The following is a 23,720-nucleotide window of genomic DNA, read 5'->3' as shown; positions in this document are numbered from 1 at the left end:
CGCCGCCGAGCAAGAAAAAAGTGCCTGGTGCTACGGCACCAGGCGCTTTTTTTGCTCTTGCACGGCGCCAGAGGCGCGCAACGTCAGGGCACGATGACGATCTTGCCGGTGACCTTGCGGGCTTCCATGTCTTTCAGGGCTTGCGGCGCCTGCTCCAGCGCATAGCGCGCGGAGATATGCGGGCGGATCTTGCCTTCCTTCATCCAGCCCAGCATCTGCGCCATGTTGGCTTGATTGGCCTTGGGCTCGCGCCGCGCAAAGTCACCCCAGAACACGCCCACCAGCGAGGCGCCCTTGAGCAGCGCCAGGTTCAGCGGGAGCTTGGGGATTTCGCCATTGGCGAAGCCCACCACCAGGTAGCGGCCGCGCCAGCCGATCGAGCGGAACGCCGGCTCGGCGTAGATGCCGCCCACCGGGTCATAGATCACGTCGGGGCCGCGGCCATCGGTCAGCGCCTTCACGCGTTCGCGCAGGTCTTCGGTGCTGTAGTTGATCAGCGCATCGGCGCCATGGTCCTTGCAGACCGCGAGCTTTTCGTCGGTGGAGGCGGCCGCGATCACGCGCGCGCCGATGGCCTTGCCGATTTCGATGGCGGCCAGGCCCACGCCGCCGGCAGCGCCGAGCACCAGCATGGTCTGGCCCGCTTTCAGCTCACCGCGGTCGATCACCGCGTGGTGCGAGGTGCCGTAGGTGAGGGTGAATGCCGCGGCGGTCTCGAAGTCGATGCCCGGCGGCATCGGCACCACGGCGGCGGCGGGGGCCTTGGCCTGCGAGGCAAAGGCGCCGTTGCCCAGGTAGGCGATGACATTGTCGCCGGGTTTGACGTGCGTCACGCCTTCGCCCACCGCGTTGACCACGCCGGCCAGTTCCGAGCCGGGCGAAAAGGGCAGTTGCGGCTTGGCCTGGTATTTGTTCTGGATGATGAGGACGTCGGGAAAATTCACGCCTGCCGCCTTCACATCGATGACGACTTCGCCCGCGCCGGGCACCAGGTCAGGCAGGGTTTCGAGCACCAGCGAATCAGGCGGGCCCCAGGCTTTGCAAAGTACGGCTTTCATCATGTCTCCGGTGATATGTTCGATGCCCGGCAGAAGATGGCGCAAAAGGGTGCATGCGCGGTGCACGCGTGGTCCATGCCAGTTGCGCCAGGCAGGCCCGGGCAAGTGTAGCGCAAAAATAGCACGGTCGTTCTGTTACAAGCTGGCGAGCCGCCGCCGGGTACTGGTTTTGCAGCAGGATTTGCGGTGCGGACAGGCCGCTTGCAGCAGCCTTGTCAGGTACAATCCCGGCCATGCATATCCTCCTCGCAAACGATGACGGTTACCTGGCGCCGGGGCTAGCCGCGCTACATGCCGCGCTGGCGCCGCTGGCGCGCATCACGGTGATTGCACCTGAGCAAAACCACAGCGGTGCATCCAACTCGCTGACCTTGCAGCGGCCACTGTCCATCTATGAAGCCCGGGAGGGCGTGCAGAAAGGGTTCCGCTTCGTCAACGGCACGCCGACCGATTGCGTGCATATCGCGCTGACCGGCTTGCTCGACGAGAAACCCGACCTGGTGGTGTCCGGCATCAACCAGGGCCAGAACATGGGCGAGGACGTGCTGTATTCCGGCACCGTCGCCGCCGCTATCGAGGGCTTCCTGCTTGGCATTCCCTCGATCGCTTTTTCGCAGGTGGACAAGGGCTGGACCCATCTTGACGCCGCCGCGCGCGTGGCACGCGACATTGTCGAGCGCTATATCGCCAGGCCCTCGGCCGAGCCGTTCCTGCTCAACGTCAATATTCCCAGCCTGCCGTTCGAACACATCAACGGCTACCGTGCCACCCGGCTCGGCAAGCGCCATCCGTCCCAGCCGGTGATCAAGCAGGTCAACCCGCGCGGCGATACCAACTATTGGATCGGGCCCGCCGGCGACGCGCGCGATGCGAGCGAGGGCACGGATTTCCATGCCACGGGCGAAGGCTTCGTGTCGCTGACCCCTTTGCAGCTGGACCTGACTCACCGCGGGCAGCTCGAGCAGGTCAACCAGTGGCTGGCATAAGCCCTTGCCCGCGCAGTAGCCGGCCGTCATGAGTTCCGTCCCGCGTCGCCCAAAATTTCCCCTGTCGCTGGACGCGGTGGTCGAGCGCAAGCCCGCGCCGGCGCGTACCGCTGGCATGCCTGCCGTGGGCGGCGCGCGCGGCGCGGCGATGGCTGCCAAATCGCGCGCGGCCAAGGCGCCCGCTGCGCCCACCCCGGCAGCGAGCGCCGTGCAGGCGCGCGCCAGTGCCGCCACGGCGGGCGGCGGCGGCATGGCCTCGGAACGCGCGCGTGGCGCGCTGGCGGCGCGGCTGCGCGCGGCCGGCATCCGCGACGACCGCGTGCTCGACGCGATTGCCACCATCCCGCGCCACCTGTTTGTCGAGCCCGGCCTGTCGTCGCAAGCGTATGAAGATGCGGCGTTGCCGATCGGCCACCAGCAGACCATCTCCAAGCCGTCGGTGGTGGCTCGCATGATCGAGTTGTTGCGCGATGGCCTCGGCGCGGATGAGCCGCTGGAGCGCGTGCTGGAAATCGGCACCGGCTGCGGCTATCAGGCGGCCGTGCTGAGCCTGGTGGCGCGCGAAGTGTTCTCTATCGAGCGGATTCGTCCGCTGCACGAACAAGCCAAGGCGAACTTGCGGCCGCTGCGGGTGCCAAACCTGCGCCTGCATTATGGCGATGGCATGCTGGGTTTACCCCAGGCGGCGCCGTTTTCGTCGATTATCCTGGCGGCGGCCGGCATGGAGGTGCCTCAGGCGTTGCTGGAGCAGCTTGCCATTGGCGGGCGGCTGATCGCGCCCGTGGCGGTACCTCCCTCCGCCGGCGGCCCAGGGCAGACCGTCACACAGCAATTATTGTTGATCGAGCGGCGTAACCGGCATCGATTTCACCGGACCGCGCTTGAAGCCGTTTTCTTTGTGCCATTAAAATCGGGCACTATCTGAGTCGAACTATGCACAATATCGTGAACACGGAACGTTTCGCCCGCGCCGGGCAGCTCGCTACCGCCTCCCTGCTGCTGGCCTTGCTGGCCGCCTGCGCCTCCTCGCCCATGCCGGCGCCCGTGGTGGACCGCACCTCCGGAGCCGGCGTCGCCGGTGTCGTCCCGCTGGAGCCCGCGCCGCCTGGGTACTATCGCGTCAAGCGAGGCGATACGCTTTATCGAATCGCGCTCGAGAACGGCCAGTCCTATCGCGATGTCGCGGCCTGGAATTCGCTGGCCAATGCCAACCAGATCGAAGTGGGTCAATTGTTGCGCGTGGCGCCTCCTGGCGCCGACGTCAACGCGGGCACCGGCGTCGCCACCATGCCGGTGGCGCCAGGCGGCGTGCAGGGCCAGCCGATCGACCAGGCGCGTCCTGTGCCCACGCCGGTTCCGTCGACAGCCACTGCTGGCGGGGCTTCCGCGCCCGTGGCGGCGGGCTCCGCGCCAGCCGCCGATGGCTCGGTCAAGCTGGCATGGCCGGTCACCGGCCAACTGATCGGGCGTTTCGACGAAAAAGGCAACAAGGGCATTGATATTGCCGGCAAAAAGGGCGATCCGGTGCAAGCAGCCGACGATGGCCGCGTGATTCACGTTGGCCCCTTGCGCGGCTACGGGAATCTTGTCATCATCAAACACAACGATACATATCTCACTGCGTACGGCCACAACGACAAGGTGCTGGTGACGGAGCAGGCAACGGTCCGCAAGGGACAAAAGATTGCAGAGATGGGCAACAGTGACACCGATCGTGTGAAGCTGCATTTCGAGGTACGCAAGAACGGGAAACCAGTCGATCCGATGCGGTATTTGCCGCCACAGTGAGGGTTCATGCCACGCCAGAAAACTGTCTCCACCGGAAGCACCAGCCGCGCTCGGCGTCCCAAGCAGCCGGAGTTGCAGCAGTCCACTGGCGTGGCGCAAGCCGATGCCGATGCAGATTCCGAGTCCTACGGCCAGGACCCGGCCGCCGACTTGGTGCCGCTTACCGATGAGCCCATCACCACGGGTACGGCGGTAGGCCTGCGCGAGGCCGACCTGATGGTCGAGGAAGTCGAGCGCCAGGCCCGCGACGAGGACGAAGAAGAGTCCGAGGACGAAGAAGAAGGCGAGGCCGCAGCCGAGCCGGCTGCGCCCGATCATGACGACTTCCGCACCGTGCTGCACACCGAACTGGCAGCCGACACCGTCCAGCATTACCTGAATCGCATCAGCATCAAGCCGCTGCTGTCTGCGCCGGAGGAGCTGCATTTTTCTACCCTGGCCAAGGGCGGCGATTTCTCGGCGCGGCAGGTCATGATCGAGCGCAACCTGCGGCTGGTGGTCAGCATCGCCAAGGGCTACCTCAATCGCGGCGTGCCGCTGCTGGACCTGATCGAGGAAGGTAATCTCGGCCTGATGCACGCCATCGAGAAATTCGACCCCTCCCGCGGATTCCGTTTCTCGACCTACGCCACATGGTGGATCCGCCAGAGCATCGAGCGCGCCATCATGAACCAGGCGCGCACCGTACGCCTGCCGGTCCACGTCATCCGCGAACTCAACCAGGTGCTGCGCGCCAAGCGTCATCTGGAGAAGGGCGGCACCGACGGCCGCGATGCCAGCCTGGAAGATATTGCCCACCTGCTGGGCAAGACCCCTGACGAAATACAAGACGTGCTCGCGCTCAACGAGCACACCACCTCGCTCGACACGCCATTCGATCTCGATCCCGGATCCAGCCTGCTTGATTTCCTCTCGGACGAGCACAACGCCGCGCCCGACCAGGAAGTCGCCCACCGCGAGCTGGAAAACCTGATGAAACAATGGTTGGCGCGTTTGTCCGAAAAGCACCGCTATGTTGTCGAGCGCCGCTTCGGGCTTAATCACATCGAGCCGGCCACACTGGAAGAACTTGCCGAGGAAATGGGGCTGACGCGCGAGCGTGTGCGCCAGATCCAGCAAGAGGCGCTGGTCAAGCTCAAACGCCATTTTGCTTCGCAAGGCGTGCGCAAGGACGCTGTTCTATGACACCTGTGCTGGTATTCGACATCGAGACGATTCCCGATGTCGATGGTTTGCGTCGTCTGCACGACCATCCCGATTCCATGACCGATGCCGAGGTCGCCGAACATGCTTTCGCGGCCCGCCGCGAGAAAAACGGCACCGATTTCCTGCCACACTACCTGCAGCGCATCGCGGCCATTTCCTGCGTGCTGCGCCGTAATCAGCGCGACGGCACACCGGTTTTCCATGTGGGCTCGCTTGGCACGCTGGAAGACGGCGAGGCGGTGCTGATCCAGAAGTTCTATGACCTGGTGGCGCGCTACTCGCCCCAGATGGTGTCGTGGAACGGTGGCGGCTTCGACCTGCCCGTGCTGCATTACCGCGGGCTGGTGCATGGCATCGTGGCGCCGCGCTACTGGGAAATGGGCGAAGGCAGCGAGTCCGACAGCCGCGAATTCAAGTGGAACAACTACATCAGTCGTTACCACATGCGGCACCTGGACCTGATGGACTTGCTGGCGATGTACCAGCCGCGCGCTAGCGCACCGCTGGACGATCTCGCCAAGCTGTGCGGGTTTCCCGGCAAGATGGGCATGGACGGCAGCAAGGTCTGGCAGGCCTACCAGGACGGCCAGTTGCCCGCGATCCGCGATTACTGCGAAACCGATGTCGTCAATACCTACCTGGTGTACTGCCGTTTCCAGTTGATGCGCGGCGGCCTGACGCCGAAGCAGTTCGATACCGAAATCGAATTCGTGCAGGAGTCGCTCGCCGAGTTGCCGGGTTCGCAGTGGATCCAGTACCTCCAGTCTTTCCGCATCAAGCCGGTATATGCCGGCGGCGATGACGACGAAGAACCGGAAATCTAAGCGCCGCTCCGTTACAGGCCCCTATTCGTCCGCCAGCGACAGGTAGATCGGCTGGTGGTCGGATGCCCGTGTTTCGCCATCCACCTCGCAGCACAGCACACGCGACAGCAGGTCCTCTGTCAGGAATGCGAAGTCACAGGCAAACGGCGCCTGCGGCCATTGCTCCTTGTCATACAGGGCGCAAGTTGGCGCATGGGGCTTGCCGGGGTGGGTATGCGTCCAGGCGTCGTGCCAGCCGATGATGCCGGTTTCGTGGCAACCGTCGTATGGCGCCAACATGCGCAGGTAAGCGATATCGTCCGGCGCGCCGTTGAAATCGCCGCACAGCACGGCGGAAGCGGGCCGCGCTTCGGGCGTGAACGGGCCGGGCCCAGTCTCGCGCAGGCCGGGTTGGCTGGCGTGCTCGCAGGCCTCGCGGTGCCAGGCGCGCAGCGCGTCGGTCTGGGCCGCGCGCTGATGTGTCGAGTAATACTCCAGGTGGGTGCAGATTACGCGCAGGCGACGCTCTCCCGCCATTACCGTCGCTTCCAGCGCCACGCGCGGCATCGACGGGACGGTTGGATCGGTGGGCCAGGGCAGGGCATGGCGAAACACTTCGAGCAAGGGCAGGCGGGTGGCGATGAGGTTGCCGAACTGGCGTGGCGCGCCGTTCGCGGTGAAACGGTCCACCGCAGGCGCGTAGAGGATCCGGTAGCCGGGCAGCAGCGCTACCAGCTCGGCCACCTGGTCGGGCCCAGGCTCGCCTGCGAGGTCGGAATAGCCGCGCGTCACCTCCTGCAGGCAGATTACATCGGCGTCGGCGATCGCGTGCAGCGTCCTGACGGTGCGGGCCAGGTCGACGCGCCCGTCGGCGCCACGACCCCACTGGATGTTCCAGGAAATCAGTTCCATGTCGCCCCCTGCTCGGTTGCCACGGCGCGCGGTGCCGGTGTTCTGTGCCGGGAGTGCCTCGCGCGTGCTGCACCCATGTTGCGCCTATCTCGCGCGCTTGTCCCGGTCTTCATGCCGCCGGGCTTGCCGCAGGGCCGCCCGGCTGTGCGTCTGGACTACAATCGCGCTTTCACAAAACAATACGTCAGGTTCCCCAGGTGTCTCAAGCCGTGACTCTTACGCAAGCCCATTCTGCGCCAGAAGGTGGCGCCTTCGCCTCCCCGGCCGTACCCGCACCGGTCAAGCCTGCGCCCGTGCAACTGCCCGTCGTGCAGATCCACAGCCTCGACATGGAGGCGCGCGGCGTTGGCCGGCTGGTCAATGAGGATGGCAGCCCGGGCAAGGTGATTTTTGTCGAGGGCGCGCTGCCGGGCGAAACCGTCAGCTACAGCAGCTTCAAGCGCAAGGCCAGCTTCGAGCAGGCCAACCTGGGCATGATCAAGAAGGCCTCGTCGATGCGCGTGAAGCCGGGCTGCGAGTATTTTGGCGTTTGCGGCGGTTGTTCGATGCAGCACCTGGACGCACGCGCGCAGGTGGCCATCAAGCAACGCGTGCTGGAAGACGATCTCTGGCACTTGTCGAAGCTGCGCCCGGACGTGGTGTTCCGCCCGATCGCCGGCCCGGACTGGGGCTACCGCTACCGGGCGCGCCTGACGGTGCGCTACGTGGCAAAGAAAGGCGTGGCGCTGGTCGGCTTCCATGAGCGCAAGAGCAGCTATGTGGCCGATATGGCGAGCTGCAAAGTTCTGCCGCCGCACGTATCGGACCTGCTGGTGCCGCTGCGGGAACTGATCACGGGTTTGTCGATCCGAGACCGCCTGCCGCAGGTCGAGCTGGCAGTGGGGCAGGATGTGACGGTGCTGGTGCTGCGCATCCTGATGCCGCTGACCGAGGCCGACGAGGCACTGCTGCGCGCCTTCGCCGACCAGCACGGCGTGCAGTTCTGGCTTCAGCCCAAGGGCCCGGACACCGTGGTGCCGTTCTACCCGCTGGACCGCGAACTGGCCTACACGCTGCCGGAATTCAGTATCCGCATGCCGTTCAAGCCGACCGACTTTACCCAGGTCAACCACCAGATCAACCGCGCGCTGATTGGCCGGGCGCTGCGCTTGCTGGATGCCCAGCCGGATGACCGGCTGCTCGACCTGTTCTGCGGCATTGGCAATTTCACGCTGCCGCTGGCCACGCGCGGCCGCTCGGTGATGGGCATCGAAGGCAGCGAGGTCCTGACCACCCGGGCACTGGCCAATGCGGTCATCAACGGGTTGGACCACAAAACCGAGTTTGCCTGCAGGAACCTCTTCGAGGTGGGTGCGGAAGACATCGCCGCACTGGGCCGTTTCGACCGCTGGCTGATCGACCCGCCGCGCGAAGGTGCGCTGGCGGTCAGCAAGGCACTGGGTGAACTGGCCCAGGCTGGCAGCGACGTGCTGCCCAAGCGCATCGTCTACGTCTCGTGCAACCCGGCCACGCTGGCGCGCGACGCCGGCCTGCTGGTGCACGAGGCCGGCTACCGGCTTTCCGGTGCTGGCGTGGTCAACATGTTCCCGCACACCTCGCACGTGGAATCGATTGCGGTGTTCGACCGCGCCTGAGCGGCTGAGGAAGGCGGGCGCGGCCTTGCGGCCGCGGCAAAGAAAAAGGCCAGCGCGGATGCGCTGGCCTTTTTAGTCCGGGGCAGGGCGGCCGGGCCGCCGCCTTAGTCGCGGTTGCCGCCGAAAATGCCCAGCAGCGCCAGCAGGTTGGCGAAGACGTTGTACACGTCCAGGTAGATCGCCAGCGTTGCCGTGATGTAGTTGGTCTCGCCACCGTTCAGCACGCGCTGCACGTCAAAGAGGATGTAGGCGGAGAAGATGCCGATGGCGATCACCGAAACCGTGATCATCAGCGACGGCAGTTGCAGCCAGATGTTGGCGACGCTGGCCAGGATCAGCAGGATCACGCCGACGAACAGGAATTTGCTCAGCCCGGAGAAATCGCGCTTGCTGACAGTCGCGATGGTGGCCATGGCGCCGAACACCGCCGCTGTGCCGCCAAAGGCATACATGATCAGTGCAGGACCATTGGAGAACTGCAGCACCGACCCGATCAGGCGCGACAGCATCAGCCCCATGAAAAAGGTGAAGGCCAGCAGCAGGACCACGCCCATGCTGCTGTTCTTGGTCTTCTCGATGGCATAGAAGAAGCCGAACGCGATGCCCAGGAACAGGATCATCGACAGGCCGGGGCTGCCTTTCATCAGGCTGAAGCCCGTGGTGACGCCGATCCACGCACCGATGACGGTGGGGATCATCGAAATGGCAAGCAACCAGTAGGTGTTGCGCATGACCCGATTGCGCACCACGACGTCGCTCGTCGCGGTGCCGCTGCCGAAACTGTATGTGTTCAGCTTGTTATCCATGGTGACTCCTGTCTCAAAACGGTGAGGCGCCGGGGTAACCCAGGCGGGCACAACGCCAATGTGGCATCGCAGTAATGGAATTGCAAGGGTTGAGGGAACGTATCAGCCACATTTTCGCAAAATCCGCGCTGCCAGTGGTGATTTGATCGCAACTGGCCTCTCGCGTTCCCTGCGCGTGGCACGTCATTAAAAGTGCATTCTTGGTAACTTTATGGTGTGTGCCGTGCCTTGGTTGGCTCCCGGGAACCTGCGGCCATGGGCCTTCTCGAAACCATAACCGTCTCGTGCTAGAATTGCACGTTTACTTGACTTGTAACCCCTTCATTTTTTGGAGTTTTTATGGCGATCGAACGCACCCTGTCGATTATCAAGCCGGATGCCGTGGCAAAGAATGTCATCGGCCAGATTTACGCTCGTTTCGAGGCCGCAGGCCTGAAGATCGTGGCTGCCAAGATGGTTCACCTGTCGCGCGGTGAAGCCGAGCAATTCTACGCAGTGCACGCTGCGCGCCCGTTCTTCAAGGACCTGGTGGACTTCATGGTTTCCGGCCCGGTCATCATCCAGGCCCTGGAAGGCGAAAACGCCATCACCAAGCATCGCGACCTGATGGGCGCAACCGACCCGAAGAAGGCTGAAGCCGGCACGATCCGCGCTGACTTCGCTGACAGCATCGACGCCAACGCCGTTCACGGCTCGGACGCAGCAGAAACCGCTGCCGTCGAGATCGCTTTCTTCTTCCCCGGCATGAACGTTTACAGCCGCTGATTGTCTGGTCTATTCCACAAGACTAGACTGCCTTAGAAGTTGATACTGCCGTCATGAACACTCTCGTCAACCTGCTCGATCTGGATGCGGACGCGCTTACCGCCTATTGCGGAGAGCTCGGCGAGAAGCCGTTTCGTGCGCGGCAGTTGCAGCGCTGGATTCACCAGTTCGGCGCCAGCCGTTTCGATGCCATGTCCGATCTCGCCAAGTCGCTGCGCGAAAAGCTCGCCACGCGCGCCGAGATCCGCTCGCCTGCCGTCATCACCGACAACCTGTCGGCCGACGGCACGCGCAAGTGGCTGCTGGACGTTGGCGCCGGCGATGCGGTGGAGACGGTGTACATCCCTGAGGAGACGCGCGGCACGCTGTGCGTGTCTTCGCAGGCGGGGTGCGCCGTCAATTGCCGGTTCTGCTCGACCGGCAAGCAAGGCTTCTCGCGCAACCTGTCTACTGGCGAGATCATCGGCCAGCTGTGGATGGCCGAGTTTGCCATGCGTGCCCAACTGGGCCGTGGCGCCAAGGACGACCGCGTCATCTCCAACGTGGTGATGATGGGCATGGGCGAGCCGCTGCTCAACTATGACCAGGTTGTGCCCGCCATGCGCCTGATGCTGGACGACCATGCCTACGGGCTGTCGCGCCGGCGCGTGACGCTGTCCACCTCCGGCGTGGTGCCGATGATGGACCGGCTGGCCAAGGATTTGCCCGTGGCGCTGGCGGTATCGCTGCACGCGTCCAATGATCCGCTGCGCGACATGCTGGTGCCGCTCAACAAGAAGTACCCGCTGGCCGAGCTGATGGCGGCTTGCCGCCGCTACCTGGAATTCGCCCCGCGCGATTTCATCACTTTCGAATACTGCATGCTGGATGGCGTCAATGACGGCGTCGAGCATGCCCGGGAACTGCTGAAGCTTGTGGCCGATGTGCCCTGCAAGTTCAACCTGATCCCGTTCAACCCCTTCCCGGAGTCGGGCCTCAAGCGCTCAAACAACGAGCAGATCCGCCGCTTCGCCCAGGTCCTGATGGACGCCGGCATCGTCACCACCATCCGCAAGACGCGCGGCGACGATATCGATGCCGCTTGCGGCCAGCTCGCGGGCGAGGTCAAGGACCGTACCCGCCTGGCCCAGCGTGGCAAGTTCGGCAAGATCACGCCGATTGTGGCGGCGCCCGCGGCCGGCCAGCCGCAAGAGGCCCGGCCTGCATGACCCGTCTGATAGTTGCGGCGCTGATGGGGCTGGTGCTGCTGTCCGCGTGCCAGTTGCCGCCGCCGGTCAAGCCCGAGTTGCAGACCGCATCCGACCAGACCGAGCTGAGCCGGCGTGCCACCATCCGTCTCCAGTTGGCTACCAGCTACCTTGAGGCAGGGCAGTACACCGTCGCGCTGGACGAGGCCAAGCAGGCCATTGCCATCGACCCGACGCTGGTCGACGCGTACCATATCCGCGCGTTGGTCTACATGAACATGAACGAGCGCGTGCTGGCGGAAGAGAGCTTCCGTAGCGCGCTGGCCATGCGTGCCGATGACGGCGACGTGCTGAACAACTACGGCTGGTTCTTGTGCGTGAACGGACGCTATGCCGAGGCCGTGCCTTACCTGGAGCGCGCGGTCAACGCGCCCTCGGCAAGCGGGCCTGGCAAGGCACTGACCAGCCTCGGCGCCTGCCAGCTACGCAATGGCAGCAGCGAGGCAGCCGAGAAGAGCTTGTTTGGCGCCTTGCGCTACGATCGCAACAACCCGGTAGCCAACAACAATCTGGCGCTGCTGTATTACCAGCGCGGGGACTACCAGCGTGCCCAGCAGTATGTCGGCCGCATCAACAGCAGCAATTTCGTCAGCGCGCAATCCCTCTGGCTGGGTGCGCGCATTGCCCGCCGTCAGGGTGATGTAGCGGCGCAGAATGCCCTGGTGGCACAGTTGCGCAGCCGTTTCCCCGATTCGCGTGAGTTGACCGCATACGAACAAGGAGCATGGGATGAGTGAGCACGAGCGCGCCGAAGGCCAGACTGCAGCGACGGGTCATGCGGGGGGGACCCCTGCGGATGCCGGGCGCGAGGCGGTGGCGCGCGAGATTGGCGAACGCCTGGCGCAAGCGCGCAAGGACCAGCGTTTCTCGCTGGAGGATGTCAGTGCGCGGCTGAAGGTCGCCTCGCACAAGCTGGCCGCCATCGAGCAGGGCGACGTCGCGGCGCTGCCCGACGTGACCTTTGCCAAGGGTGTGATGCGCGCCTACGCGCGCATGCTCCAGATCGACATCGACGCCTTGCTGGCGCGTTTCCACGCGCAGGCTGTGCCGGTGGTGGAAATCGGCATGCGCCGCGAAGGTGGCCTGAACGAGAGCTTCGACGACCGTAACCGCTTTGGCTCCGGCGGCTCCGGCGGCCGGTGGATCTGGCTGGCCCTGGTGGTCGCCGTGATCGGTGGCGGGGTGCTGTTCGGGCTGGACCACTTCAAGCAATGGATCGAGGCGCGCAAGGAAACCCTCACGGCGGCCCCGGCGGCGCAAGCCACGGTGCAAGGCAGCGAGCCCGGTACCGTCACGGCCGCACTGCCGCCGGTGATGGCCGCGTCCGATGCCCCCGCGCCGTCCGAGTCACTGCCCGCCAGCGGCCCGGTGGCGGTGGCGCCAGCGCTTTCGGCAGCACCCGCACCTTCGGCAGCGCCGTCTCCGGCCGCCGTGGCCGCCGTCTCTGCGGTAGCTGCTTCAGCGGCAGTGCCTGCCCCCGCAGCGGCAGACGGTGCTGCCGAGCTGCGCATCCGTTTCGCATCGGATACCTGGTACGAGATCCGCGACCGCAGCGGCAAGGTTGTGCTCGGCGGTACTGCGCGTGCGGGCCAGGATCTCAGCGGCGGCGGTACGCCACCGTACAAAATCGTGATCGGCAACGTCAAGGGCGTCGAGTCGCTGACGCGCAACGGCACGCCGGTCGACCTGCAGGCGGCCAACCGCAATAACGTGGCGCGCTTGACGCTGCCCTGAACATCGTTTCTCCAGCCATGCGCAACGCCGCATTGCAAGGTGGTAATGCTATGAACCAAAAGGCTTGTATGCCGGTGCTGCCCGGCCCGCTGCCCCGCCGCAAAACGCGCCAGGCGCGCGTGGTGTGGGGCGACAATGTGGTCACGATCGGTGGCGACGCTCCCGTGCGCGTGCAGTCGATGACGAACACCGACACGGTGGACGCCATCGGCACCGCGATCCAGGTCAAGGAGCTGGCGCGTGCCGGTTCCGAAATTGTGCGCATCACGGTCAATACGCCGGAAGCCGCGGCTGCGGTGCCCGCCCTGCGCGAGCAGCTGGACCGCATGGGCGTGAACGTGCCGCTGGTGGGCGACTTCCACTACAACGGCCACACGCTGCTGCGCGATTATCCCGACTGCGCCCAGGCGTTGTCGAAGTACCGCATCAACCCCGGCAACGTGGGGCAGGGTGCCAAGCGCGACACGCAATTCGCGCAGATGATCGAAATGGCCTGCCGCTACGACAAGCCGGTGCGCATCGGCGTGAACTGGGGCAGCCTGGACCAGTCGCTGCTGGCGCGCATCATGGACGAGAACGCCCTGCGCGCCGAGCCGTGGCCGGCGCAGAACGTGATGGTCGAGGCGTTGATCACCTCCGCGATCGAGTCGGCGAAGAAGGCCGAGGAAATCGGGCTTTCGGGTGATCAGATCATCCTGTCGTGCAAGGTCTCGCAGGTGCAGGAACTGATCGCTGTGTACCGCGAGCTGACCAAGCGCTGCGACTACGCATTGCACCTCGGGCTGACCGAGGCGGGCATGGGCAGCAAGGGGATCGTGGCCTCCACCGCCGCGCTGTCGGTGCTGCTGCAGGAAGGCATTGGCGACACCATCCGCATTTCGCTGACGCCGGAACCCGGCGCTGCGCGCGAGAAGGAAGTCTACGTGGGGCAGGAGATCCTGCAGACCATGGGCCTGCGCAACTTCACCCCGATGGTGATTGCCTGCCCGGGCTGCGGCCGTACCACCAGCACCACCTTCCAGGAACTGGCGTCCAGCATCCAGAGCTACCTGCGCGAGCAGATGCCGACCTGGAAGACCGCCTACCCTGGCGTGGAAGAAATGGATGTGGCCGTGATGGGCTGCATCGTGAACGGGCCGGGCGAAAGCAAGCATGCCAATATCGGCATCTCGCTGCCGGGCTCAGGCGAATCGCCGGCGGCGCCGGTGTTTGTCGACGGCGTGAAGGTCAAAACGCTGCGCGGCGATCGCATCGCCGAGGAATTCCAGGCGATCGTGGACGATTATGTGCGCACCCACTACGGCAACAAGGCCGGGAGCGCCGGCAATGAGGTGGCAGCCTGAGCCGTTGCGGCTAGGCGCTACAGGGAAAGACAAGACACAATGAACCAACCCGTGAATCCGGCGGCCGCCAGCGATGGCGCCAAGGCTGCCGACAGCAAGGCAGAGAGCAAGAGCAAGGCAGTGAAAGCCCTGCAGGGCGTCAAGGGCATGAACGACATGCTGCCCGCCGACGCACCGCTGTGGGAGCATTTCGAGAACGCCTCGCGCGCGATGCTGCGTGCCTACGGCTACCAGCAGGTCCGCACGCCCATCGTTGAGCACACGCAGCTGTTCGTGCGCGGCATCGGCGAAGTCACCGACATCGTCGAGAAGGAAATGTATTCCTTCACCGATGCGCTCAACGGCGAGCAACTGACGCTGCGCCCCGAGGGCACGGCGGCCGCGGTGCGGGCCACCATCGAGCACAACCTGCTGTACGACGGCCCCAAGCGCCTGTGGTACACCGGCCCGATGTTCCGCCACGAGCGTCCCCAGCGCGGGCGCTATCGCCAGTTCCACCAGCTCGGCGCCGAGGCCCTCGGCTTTGCCGGCCCGGACGTGGACGCCGAGATCATCATGATGTGCCAGCGCCTGTGGGATGACCTGGGCCTGGTCGGCGTGCGCCTCGAGCTCAATTCGCTGGGCCAGGCCGAGGAGCGCGCCGCGCACCGCGAAGAACTGATCAAGTACCTGGAAGGCTTCCAGGACATTCTTGACGAAGACAGCAAGCGCCGCCTGTACACCAACCCGCTGCGCGTGCTGGATACCAAGAATCCCGCGCTGCAGGAAATGGCAAGCAACGCGCCCAAGCTGATCGATTTCCTGGGCGAGGAGTCGCTTGCCCACTTCGACGGCGTGCAGCGCCTGCTCAAGGCCAACAACATCCCGTTCAAGATCAATCCGCGCCTGGTGCGCGGGCTGGACTACTACAACCTGACGGTGTTCGAGTGGATCACCGACAAGCTCGGCGCGCAGGGCACCATCGCCGGCGGCGGCCGCTACGATCCGCTGATCGCGCGGATGGGCGGCAAGGCGGCACCAGCTTGTGGCTGGGCGATGGGCATCGAGCGCATCATCGAACTGCTGCGAGAGGAAAAGCTCGTGCCGCAGGCGGAAGGTGCCGATGTGTACCTCGTCCACCAGGGCGAAGCGGCTGGCCAGCAGGCCATGATCATCGCCGAGCGCCTGCGCGATGCCGGCCTCGACGTGCTGCTGCATGCCACGCCCGACGGCAAGAGCGGCAGCTTCAAGTCGCAGATGAAGCGCGCCGACGGTAGCGGTGCGGCCTATGCCGTTATCATTGGCGAGGATGAGGTGGTGGCGGGCACGGCACAGGTCAAGGACCTGCGGCAGGGCGCCCAGGCCGAAGGCGGCGGCGCGCAGGTGACGGTGGAGGCTGAAAAACTGGTTGACCACATCATCGACGCCATGGTTGGCGCCAGCGAGTAAGCCTGCTGGTCAGCAGGCAGTATCGGAACCAGGGACCGCAAGAGCGCGGTCCTTCATACAAACAAACGCGGGTGGATCCCTCGACATGGCTTACGATCTAGAAGAACAGGAACAGCTTGAGAGCCTCAAGGCCTGGTGGCGCCAGTACGGCAACACCGTGACCTGGGCCTTGATCGCCGGCTTGCTGGCCTTCGCTGCCTGGAGCGGCTGGAACTACTGGCAACGCAAGCAGGCTGGAGAAGCGGCGCTGCTGTACGAGCAGGTGGTCAAGGCGGCCGAGAGCCGCGATGTCGAGCGGATCAAGCGCGCCGCCGGCGACCTCGAGGAAAAGTTCGGCAAGACCGCCTATGGCCCCATGACCGCGCTGGTATCGGCCAAGGTGCTGTACGATGCAGGCGACCTGGCAGGTACGAAGGCCCAGTTGCAATGGGCGATCGACCATGGCGATGGCGAGTACGCTCACCTCGCGCGCGTGCGCCTGGCTGGCGTGCTGCTTGACGAGAAGGCCTACGACCAGGGCCTGGCATTGCTCAAGGACGAGCCGCCGGCACCGTTCGTGGCGCTGTATGCGGACCGCCGGGGCGATCTGCTGGCTGCCCAGGACAAGCGCCCGGAAGCCCGCTCGGCCTACCAGAAGGCGCTAGACAAGCTGAGCGCCAACGATGCCGCCATGCGCCAGATCATTCAGTTCAAGCTTGACGCGCTGGGCACCGCCTGAAGGCGGTTGGCCCGGCTCGCCGGCAGGCCCGCGGGATTCGCATGCCATGCATGCCCCGCTTGCCCGCACCCTTGCGCCTCAACTTAAATCAGGATCGGAACCTCATGAAGTCATTGTTTTCCGGCACGGCCCAGAACCAGCAACACGGCAAATCTGTCCGCGGCCTGGTGGTGGCCGCCGCTTGTGCGGCCAGCGTCGCCAGCCTGGGCGGCTGCTCGCTGTTCAGCAAGGCTGACAAGCGCACGCCGGTCGAACTCAAGCCGATCACACAGACGTTGTCGGTGCGCCAGGCCTGGAAGGCCAGCGTCGGCAAGAGCGGCCCGTACTCGCTGCAACCCTCTGTCTCCGGTGGCACCGTCTATGCATCTTCCAATGGCGGCAAGGTGCTGGCGCTCGATGGCGTCACGGGACGCACCTTGTGGGAGGCCAAGACCGACATCGACCTGACCTCCGGCCCCGGCAGCGACGGCACCGTCACGGCGGTGGCGGGCGAGAAGGGCGCGGTCTTTGCCTTTGACGCCAGCGGCAAGCAGATCTGGAAGAAGCAGGTCAATGGGGAGGTTCTCTCGGCGCCGCTGGTCGGCAACGGCCTGGTGGTCGTGCGCACGACCGATACCCGGGTGCTTGGCCTGGATGCGCAGACCGGCGAGCGCCGCTGGATCTACCAGCGCTCGCAGACCGCGCTCAACCTGCGCGCCTCGATGGGCATGGTGTTCGCCGGCGACGGCATCGTGATGGGCTTCCCCGGCGGCAAGCTGGGTGTGCTGGCTCCGGGCAACGGCGTGCTGCGCTGGGAGAGCACGGTTTCCTATCCGAAGGGCGTGTCCGAGATCGAACGGCTTAATGACGTGACGGGCCAGCCCATGGTCAATGGCCGCCAGGTCTGCGCGACCACGTTCCAGGGCCGGATCGCCTGCCTTGAGCTGACCAATGGCCAGCCGCAGTGGGGCAAGGATTTTTCTTCGCCGACCGGCCCCGCGCAGGATGACACTTCGCTGTACGCCGGGGACGAGCGCTCCGTGGTCCATGCATTTGACCGCCAGAACGGCACTGAACGCTGGAAGAACGATCAACTGCTGTATCGCCGTCTCGGCACGCCGCTGGCGGTGGGACGTTCGGTGGTGGCGGGCGATTACGAAGGCTATGTACACTTCTTGTCGCGCGAGGACGGCCAGTTCGTGGCACGCCTGAAGACCGATGGCAGCGAGATTACCGCTGCGCCGGTGGTGGCGGGCCCGTCGCTGGTGGTACAGACACGCGACGGCAACCTCTACGGCTTCGTGCCGGACTGAGGCGGTCGACATTCATGGCGACTGTCCGTGCACCTGTCGGCACGGGCGGCGCCAATCCGGTAGCACGGCCCTTCTGGCCGTGCAGGTGAACGAGGTCGGGTTGCAATGCAAGCCTGATCACCCGACAGGAAAAGTGGCCAGGCGCGCGACGCCCGGCCGTCGGACCCATATCACTCCGGAGTTCCTGGGGGGCGGCATCTGCCGGCCCCCATTTCCGTTTATTGCATGAAACCAGTTATCGCTCTGGTCGGCCGTCCCAATGTGGGCAAGTCGACGCTATTCAACCGCATGACCCGTTCGCGCGACGCGCTTGTCGCCGATCTGCCCGGGCTCACGCGCGATCGCCACTATGGCGAAGGCCGCATCGGTGAACGTCCGTTCATCGCCATCGACACCGGCGGCTTCGAGCCGGTGGCCAAGGAAGGCATCGTTGCCGAAATGGCCAAGCAGACCCGCCAGGCGGTGGTCGAGGCCGACGTGGTGATCTTCCTCGTCGACGGCCGCCTCGGGCTGGCGCCCCAGGACCGCGTGATCGCCGATTACCTGCGCAAGACCGGGCGCCGCGTCATGCTGGCCGTGAACAAGGCCGAGGGCATGAAATACACCACCGTGGTGTCGGAGTTTTACGAGCTTGGCATGGGCGATCCCTATGCCATTTCGTCGACCCACGGCGATGGCGTGCGCGAGCTGGTCGACGAGGCGCTGGAACTGGCGGTGAAAGAGCGCCCGGAACTCGCCGAGGAAGACGAGGGCGCCCAGCGCGGCGTCAAGATCGCTATCGTGGGCCGGCCGAACGTGGGCAAGTCCACGCTGGTCAACACCCTGATCGGCGAAGAACGCGTGATCGCGTTCGACATGCCCGGCACCACGCGGGATGCCATCTATGTGGAGTTCGAGCGCGGCGGCAAGCCCTATACGCTGATCGACACGGCCGGCCTGCGCAAGCGCGGCAAGGTGTTCGAGGCCATCGAGAAGTTTTCGGTGGTCAAGACGCTGCAATCGATTGCTGATGCGAACGTCGTGGTGCTGCTGCTCGACGCGCAGCAGGACGTGTCGGAGCAGGATGCGCACATCGCCGGCTTTATCGTGGAATCCGGGCGCGCGCTGGTGGTTGGCGTCAACAAGTGGGACGGCCTCGACGGCCATAGCCGCGACCGTATCAAGCACGATCTGGAGCGCAAGCTGCAGTTCCTGGACTTCGCCAACTTCCACTTTGTGTCCGCGCAGCAGCGCACGGGCATCAGCGCGCTGCTGCGCTCGGTGGACGACGCGTATGCCGCGGCCATGGTCAAGCTGCCCACGCCGCAGCTCACGCGGATCCTGCAGGAAGCGGTCGAGTTCCAGCAGCCGCGGCGTGTCGGCGCGACGCGGCCCAAGCTGCGCTACGCGCACCAGGGTGGGTCCAATCCGCCCATCATCATCGTGCACGGCAATTCGCTTTCCGGCATCGCCGACACATATCGGCGCTATCTCGAAAACCGTTTCCGCTCGGCTTTCAAACTGAAGGGCACACCGCTTCGCATCGAATTTAGAACGAACAAAAACCCATATGCCGACTCGAAGGATTGAGTCAGTCGACGGGAGCCCGGGCGGGCAAGTTTCGTTTGCGTTCGTTTGGAACTGAGGCTAAATTCACGGTAGCAGGGGGTTCCCTGCGAGGCGATGCTAGCTTGGTACCGTTTTGATCTTTTTTTGGCGCGGCTTGCGCCGTTTGACTTGAATCGGGGATTACCGTCCCCATCATCTATCACTAAATCTATAAATTTGGAGTGTGCCATGAGCAACAAAGGGCAATTGCTACAAGACCCGTTCCTGAACGCGCTGCGCAAAGAGCACGTACCGGTTTCCATCTACCTCGTCAATGGCATCAAGCTGCAAGGCAATATCGAGTCGTTCGACCAGTACGTCGTCCTGTTGCGCAACACCGTGACGCAGATGGTCTACAAGCATGCGATTTCCACCGTCGTACCGGCCCGCGCCGTGAATTTCCGCGTGGACGAAACGGCTGAAGGCTGATCATTCGCGGATAGCACCGCAGTTTTCCGGCAGGCCAGTCGTACCACGGCACGGCCGCCAGTTGCCGGTGTCGCGCAGGGGCCAGATGCTCCGGCGCGACACCAAAAGACGCCAGCCCATCCTGGCTGCAGAGTGGCCACGGGCACGGACATGCTTCACCCTGGTGCATTCCGCCACGGACAGAGTCCCCGCTTCAAGCGTCTTCCCCAGGCCAGGGCTTCTGCCTAACGGCGCCAGCCGCTGCCTCCCAGTAGCCTCCAACCCGTTTTCCTTTCTCGCGTTTCGCGATCCTCCCGTTTGCAATCTAGAGCCACTTCCAATTCCGAGTCCTCCCGCGCCATCCTCGTTGGTGTCGATTTCGGCAAGCATGATTTCCAGGAAAGCCTGAGCGAGCTGGCGTTGCTGACGTCGACCGCGGGGTCCACGCCGGTGCACACGTTGACCGGACGCAGGTCCCGTCCCGACCCGGCGCTGTTCATCGGCTCCGGCAAGGCGGAGGAACTGAAGGAGGCCGCCGATGCACTCGATGCCGACGTGGTGGTGTTCAACCACTCGCTCAGCCCTGCCCAGCAACGCAATCTAGAGCGCTTCCTGCAGCGCCATGTCATCGACCGAACGGGGCTGATCCTGGACATCTTCGGCCAGCGGGCGCAGAGCCACGTCGGCAAGGTGCAGGTCGAGCTCGCCCAGGTCCAGTACCAGGCCTCGCGGCTGGTCCGCGCCTGGAGCCACCTGGAGCGGCAGAAGGGGGGCATTGGCATGCGTGGCGGCCCGGGCGAGCGCCAGCTCGAGCTCGACCGCCGCCTGCTGGATGAGCGCGCCAAGCGGCTGAAGGCTGACCTGACGCGACTGCAGCGCCAGCACAGCACCCAGCGGCGCGCGCGCGCGCGCAACGACACCCTGAGCATCTCGCTGGTCGGCTATACCAACGCCGGCAAGTCGACACTGTTCAACGCCCTCACCAAGGCCCGGGCCTACGCCGCTGACCAGCTGTTCGCCACGCTGGATACCACTTCGCGCCGGCTGTACCTGGAAGGCGTGGGCAACGTGGTGCTGTCGGATACCGTGGGCTTCATCCGCGACCTGCCGACCCAGCTGGTGGCCGCGTTCCGCGCCACGCTGGAGGAGACCGTGCACGCGGACCTGCTGCTGCATGTGGTTGATGCTTCCAGCCCGGTGCGCCATGAGCAGGTCGAGCAGGTCAACCGTGTGCTGGCCGAAATCAATGCCGACGACATCCCGCAGATCGTGGTGATGAACAAGATCGACGCGTCGCCGGAACTGCTCGAGCAGGGCCCCCGCGTGGAGCGCAACGAGGAGGGTGTGCCGACCCGCGTGTTCGTCAGCGCGCGCGACGGCATTGGCCTGGATGCCTTGCGCGAGGCGCTGGTGGAGGTGGCGCGCTGGCTGGCCGAGCGCCCGCCAGAGCGCCCCCCGCTGGATCCGCGCCTTGCCGATGCGCAGCCTTACCCGGACGACGATCTCGACAGCGGTTTTGACGGCGATGACACCCGGGTGGATCCGGAAGAACCCGACACGCAGTGAGCCAGTTCGACGGAAATCGCAGCCAGATTGCCCCAAATGGGTAAAAGTGGCGTCGATGACTGTTAGAATCCCCTTGTTCCAACTATCCCGGACCCGTGCACTTCATGCCCCTGTTTCCCCGGAATTCTGAATCGAGCCATGCCTTTGGCAGCCGCGCAGGTGGCCGCAACGGCGGCCATGCACCGTCGCGAACGGCCTGGCAGCGTTTGCGCGCGATCCTGTCTTTGAACGATCCCCGTTGGGGTAGGGGCGGCCCGGATGACGAAGACAAAGACAAAGACAAGGACAAGGATAGTCGCGACAACAATCGCCAGCAAAACCAGCGTCCGCCCCAGGATGGCCCGCCCGACCTCGACGAGCTCTGGCGCGATTTCAACCGTCGCCTGAACGGCCTGCTTGGCCGCAAGGACAACGGTGGTGGCGGCAACCAGGGCTTTGGCGGCGGTGCGCGCACGCCGGGCAAGGGCTCGGGGATCGGCGCCGGCGTGGTGGTGATCGCAGCGGTTGGCATCTGGCTGGCCAGCGGTTTCTTCATGGTGCAGGAAGGCCAGACGGCCGTTATCCTCCAGTTCGGCAAGTTCAAGTACACCACGGGCCCGGGTATCAACTGGCGCCTGCCGTACCCGATCCAGTCCGCCGAAATCGTCAACCTGTCGGGCGTGCGCTCGGTTGAAGTGGGCCGTTCCACCTCGATCAAGGACAGCAACCTGAAGGACGCGTCGATGCTGACGCAGGACGAGAACATCATCGACGTCCGCTTCACGGTGCAGTACGACATCCAGGACGCGAGCGAATTCCTGTTCTACAACAAGACCGACCGAGGTGGCGACGAAGAACTGGTGACCCAGGCTGCCGAGACCTCGGTGCGCGAAATCGTCGGGCGCAACAAGATGGACGCGGTGCTTTACGAGAACCGTGAACAGATTGCCCAGAACCTGGCCAAGTCGATCCAGTCGATCCTGACCGCGTACAAGACCGGCATCCGCGTGATTTCCGTCAACGTGCAGAGCGTGCAGCCGCCCGAGCAGGTCCAGGCGGCCTTTGACGATGTCAACAAGGCCAGCCAGGACCGCGAACGCGCCATCAGCGAAGGCCAGGCCTACGCCAATGACGTGATTCCGCGTGCCAAGGGTACCGCCGCGCGCCTGAACGAAGAATCTGAAGCCTACAAGGCGCGAGTGATCGCCCAGGCCGAAGGCGATGCCTCGCGTTTCCGCCAGGTCCAGGCCGAGTATGCCAAGGCCCCGCAGGTGACGCGTGATCGCATCTATATCGAGACCATGCAGCAGATCTATACCAATTCGACCAAGGTGCTGGTGGATTCACGCCAGGGTAACAATCTCCTCTACCTGCCGCTGGACAAGCTGATGTCGCAATCGGCGGTGGATGCGCGCGCGCCGGCTTCCGGCACCGCGCAGGCCCCTGCCGCGGGCAGCGGCACGTCTCCCGCGCCCGATGCCAGCGGCGATAACCGGTCGCGCGAGCTGTTGCGCAACCGTGACCGCGATTCGCGCTGAGGAGACCCGACATGAACCGACTGATTTCCGTAGTAATCGGCCTCTTCATCGTGCTGGCGATTGGCTCCTCGATGGTGTTCGTGGTGGACCAGCGTCAGTACGCCGTGGTGTTTGCCTTTGGCCAGATCAAGCAGGTGGTGAACGAGCCGGGCCTGCACTTCAAGTTGCCGCCGCCGCTGCAGAACGTGATTTTCATGGATCGCCGCCTGCTGACGATCGACGTGGCCGCTTCGGAGCGCTTCCTGACGGCCGAGAAGAAGAGCATGGTGGTGGACTGGTTCGTCAAGTGGCGCATCACCGATCCGCGCAAGTTCTACGTGGCCTTCAATGGCAACATCCGCGGGGCGCAGGACCGCATGACCCAGCGTATCGACTCCGTCGCCCGCGAGGAATTCGGCAAGCGCACGGTGGCGGAGCTGGTGGCCGGCGAGCGCGAGAAGGTGATGCAGAATATCCGCTCCGCGATGGCCGACTATGCGCAGTCCGTGGGCGTCGAGATCATCGACGTGCGCCTCAAGCGTGTCGACCTGCTGCCCGCGATCAGCGAATCGGTGTATCGCCGCATGGAAGCCGAGCGCAAGCGTGTGGCCAACGAGCTGCGCTCCACCGGCGCGGCCGAGGGCGAGAAGATCCGCGCCGATGCCGATCGCCAGCGTGAAGTCGTGCTGGCCGAGGCCTACCGCGATGCGCAGAAGATCAAGGGCGAGGGCGATGCCCGCGCCTCGCAGATCTACGCCGAATCGTTTGGCCGAGATCCCCAGTTCGCGCAGTTCTGGCGCAGCATGGAGGCTTACCGCAATACGTTCCGCGACAAGCGCGACGTGCTGGTGCTGGAGCCCAATTCCGAGTTCTTCCGCTATATGCGGTCGTCGGGCGGCGCAGCGGCGCCGGCGGCGGCGCCTCCGGCGAGCCGTCGCTAAGC

22 protein-coding genes are annotated in these 23,720 nt (G+C 64.8%); 19 read left to right on the top strand and 3 right to left on the bottom strand.

The window, feature by feature from the left end:
* Nucleotides 1-83: 83 nt before the first annotated feature.
* Complete coding sequence (locus tag AC07XB_RS10780; RefSeq protein ID WP_150993125.1) at nt 84-1,058, bottom strand: NADPH:quinone oxidoreductase family protein; 975 nt, start codon at nt 1,056-1,058, stop codon at nt 84-86.
* 233 nt (nt 1,059-1,291) lie between these two features.
* Between AC07XB_RS10780 and surE the strand changes: the two genes are divergently transcribed.
* From surE to AC07XB_RS10755, 5 genes are read left to right on the top strand one after another with little or no spacing between them, the layout of a single operon-like run.
* A complete protein-coding gene (gene surE, locus AC07XB_RS10775; protein ID WP_492372437.1) occupies nt 1,292-2,044 on the top strand; it encodes a 5'/3'-nucleotidase SurE in 753 nt (250 codons plus the stop codon).
* A gap of 28 nt (nt 2,045-2,072) precedes the next feature.
* Entirely contained in the window at nt 2,073-2,969 is an 897-nt protein-coding gene (locus tag AC07XB_RS10770; protein WP_043347478.1) for a protein-L-isoaspartate(D-aspartate) O-methyltransferase, read from the top strand.
* Between the two features lie 8 nt (nt 2,970-2,977).
* Complete coding sequence (locus AC07XB_RS10765) at nt 2,978-3,832, top strand: peptidoglycan DD-metalloendopeptidase family protein (protein WP_492372436.1); 855 nt, start codon at nt 2,978-2,980, stop codon at nt 3,830-3,832.
* Between the two features lie 6 nt (nt 3,833-3,838).
* Complete coding sequence (rpoS, locus tag AC07XB_RS10760; protein ID WP_492372435.1) at nt 3,839-5,017, top strand: RNA polymerase sigma factor RpoS; 1,179 nt, start codon at nt 3,839-3,841, stop codon at nt 5,015-5,017.
* Nucleotides 5,014-5,862, top strand: coding sequence for a 3'-5' exonuclease (locus AC07XB_RS10755; RefSeq protein WP_174423309.1), 849 nt, complete (start codon nt 5,014-5,016; stop codon nt 5,860-5,862). The genes rpoS and AC07XB_RS10755 overlap by 4 nt, the downstream gene beginning before the upstream one ends.
* A 21-nt stretch (nt 5,863-5,883) precedes the next feature.
* On the opposite strand, the gene AC07XB_RS10750 is transcribed toward AC07XB_RS10755, so the two are convergent.
* The gene (locus AC07XB_RS10750) at nt 5,884-6,753 is read right to left on the bottom strand and encodes an endonuclease/exonuclease/phosphatase family protein (RefSeq protein ID WP_492832522.1); all 870 of its coding nucleotides are present in this window, start codon (nt 6,751-6,753) and stop codon (nt 5,884-5,886) included.
* A 299-nt stretch (nt 6,754-7,052) separates the two neighbouring features.
* Here AC07XB_RS10750 and rlmD point away from each other — a divergent pair, with 299 nt between their 5' ends.
* A complete protein-coding gene (gene rlmD, locus AC07XB_RS10745) occupies nt 7,053-8,387 on the top strand; it encodes a 23S rRNA (uracil(1939)-C(5))-methyltransferase RlmD (protein ID WP_492372452.1) in 1,335 nt (444 codons plus the stop codon).
* A gap of 104 nt (nt 8,388-8,491) precedes the next feature.
* Here rlmD and AC07XB_RS10740 read toward each other — a convergent pair whose 3' ends face one another.
* Entirely contained in the window at nt 8,492-9,193 is a 702-nt protein-coding gene (locus AC07XB_RS10740; RefSeq protein ID WP_006157746.1) for a Bax inhibitor-1/YccA family protein, read from the bottom strand.
* A gap of 339 nt (nt 9,194-9,532) precedes the next feature.
* Between AC07XB_RS10740 and ndk the strand changes: the two genes are divergently transcribed.
* The 13 genes from ndk (at nt 9,533) to hflC (ending at nt 23,718) form a co-directional block, all read left to right on the top strand.
* Nucleotides 9,533-9,958 (top strand): nucleoside-diphosphate kinase, encoded by a 426-nt coding sequence (ndk, locus tag AC07XB_RS10735; protein ID WP_492372433.1) that lies wholly within the window; start codon nt 9,533-9,535, stop codon nt 9,956-9,958.
* 53 nt (nt 9,959-10,011) lie between these two features.
* Complete coding sequence (rlmN, locus tag AC07XB_RS10730; RefSeq protein ID WP_006157748.1) at nt 10,012-11,166, top strand: dual-specificity RNA methyltransferase RlmN; 1,155 nt, start codon at nt 10,012-10,014, stop codon at nt 11,164-11,166.
* Nucleotides 11,163-11,942, top strand: a complete 780-nt coding sequence (pilW, locus tag AC07XB_RS10725; protein WP_492372432.1) for a type IV pilus biogenesis/stability protein PilW — start codon at nt 11,163-11,165, stop codon at nt 11,940-11,942. The genes rlmN and pilW overlap by 4 nt, the downstream gene beginning before the upstream one ends.
* Nucleotides 11,935-12,939 (top strand): RodZ domain-containing protein, encoded by a 1,005-nt coding sequence (locus tag AC07XB_RS10720; protein ID WP_492372431.1) that lies wholly within the window; start codon nt 11,935-11,937, stop codon nt 12,937-12,939. The genes pilW and AC07XB_RS10720 overlap by 8 nt, the downstream gene beginning before the upstream one ends.
* Nucleotides 12,940-12,989: 50 nt before the next feature.
* Nucleotides 12,990-14,282 (top strand): flavodoxin-dependent (E)-4-hydroxy-3-methylbut-2-enyl-diphosphate synthase, encoded by a 1,293-nt coding sequence (gene ispG, locus AC07XB_RS10715; protein ID WP_492372430.1) that lies wholly within the window; start codon nt 12,990-12,992, stop codon nt 14,280-14,282.
* Between the two features lie 147 nt (nt 14,283-14,429).
* Nucleotides 14,430-15,710: a histidine--tRNA ligase gene (hisS, locus tag AC07XB_RS10710; protein WP_492372451.1), complete on the top strand. Its 1,281-nt coding sequence runs from the start codon at nt 14,430-14,432 to the stop codon at nt 15,708-15,710.
* 85 nt (nt 15,711-15,795) lie between these two features.
* Nucleotides 15,796-16,428: a YfgM family protein gene (locus tag AC07XB_RS10705; RefSeq protein WP_441640348.1), complete on the top strand. Its 633-nt coding sequence runs from the start codon at nt 15,796-15,798 to the stop codon at nt 16,426-16,428.
* A gap of 104 nt (nt 16,429-16,532) precedes the next feature.
* Complete coding sequence (gene bamB / locus AC07XB_RS10700; protein ID WP_492372429.1) at nt 16,533-17,720, top strand: outer membrane protein assembly factor BamB; 1,188 nt, start codon at nt 16,533-16,535, stop codon at nt 17,718-17,720.
* 225 nt (nt 17,721-17,945) lie between these two features.
* Nucleotides 17,946-19,289: a ribosome biogenesis GTPase Der gene (der, locus tag AC07XB_RS10695; RefSeq protein ID WP_043347450.1), complete on the top strand. Its 1,344-nt coding sequence runs from the start codon at nt 17,946-17,948 to the stop codon at nt 19,287-19,289.
* Nucleotides 19,290-19,496: 207 nt separating this feature from the next.
* Entirely contained in the window at nt 19,497-19,736 is a 240-nt protein-coding gene (hfq, locus tag AC07XB_RS10690; protein WP_006157757.1) for an RNA chaperone Hfq, read from the top strand.
* A 297-nt stretch (nt 19,737-20,033) separates the two neighbouring features.
* The gene (gene hflX, locus AC07XB_RS10685; protein WP_492809171.1) at nt 20,034-21,281 is read left to right on the top strand and encodes a GTPase HflX; all 1,248 of its coding nucleotides are present in this window, start codon (nt 20,034-20,036) and stop codon (nt 21,279-21,281) included.
* Between the two features lie 104 nt (nt 21,282-21,385).
* Nucleotides 21,386-22,798: an FtsH protease activity modulator HflK gene (gene hflK, locus AC07XB_RS10680; RefSeq protein WP_492832524.1), complete on the top strand. Its 1,413-nt coding sequence runs from the start codon at nt 21,386-21,388 to the stop codon at nt 22,796-22,798.
* 11 nt (nt 22,799-22,809) lie between these two features.
* A complete protein-coding gene (gene hflC / locus AC07XB_RS10675) occupies nt 22,810-23,718 on the top strand; it encodes a protease modulator HflC (RefSeq protein WP_492372426.1) in 909 nt (302 codons plus the stop codon).
* Nucleotides 23,719-23,720: the final 2 nt, after the last annotated feature.

This window comes from Cupriavidus sp. GW821-FHT02F09 (assembly GCF_059421605.1).
The sequence above is the reverse complement of the archived record's forward strand: the minus strand, read 5'-3'. Positions and strand labels throughout refer to the sequence as shown.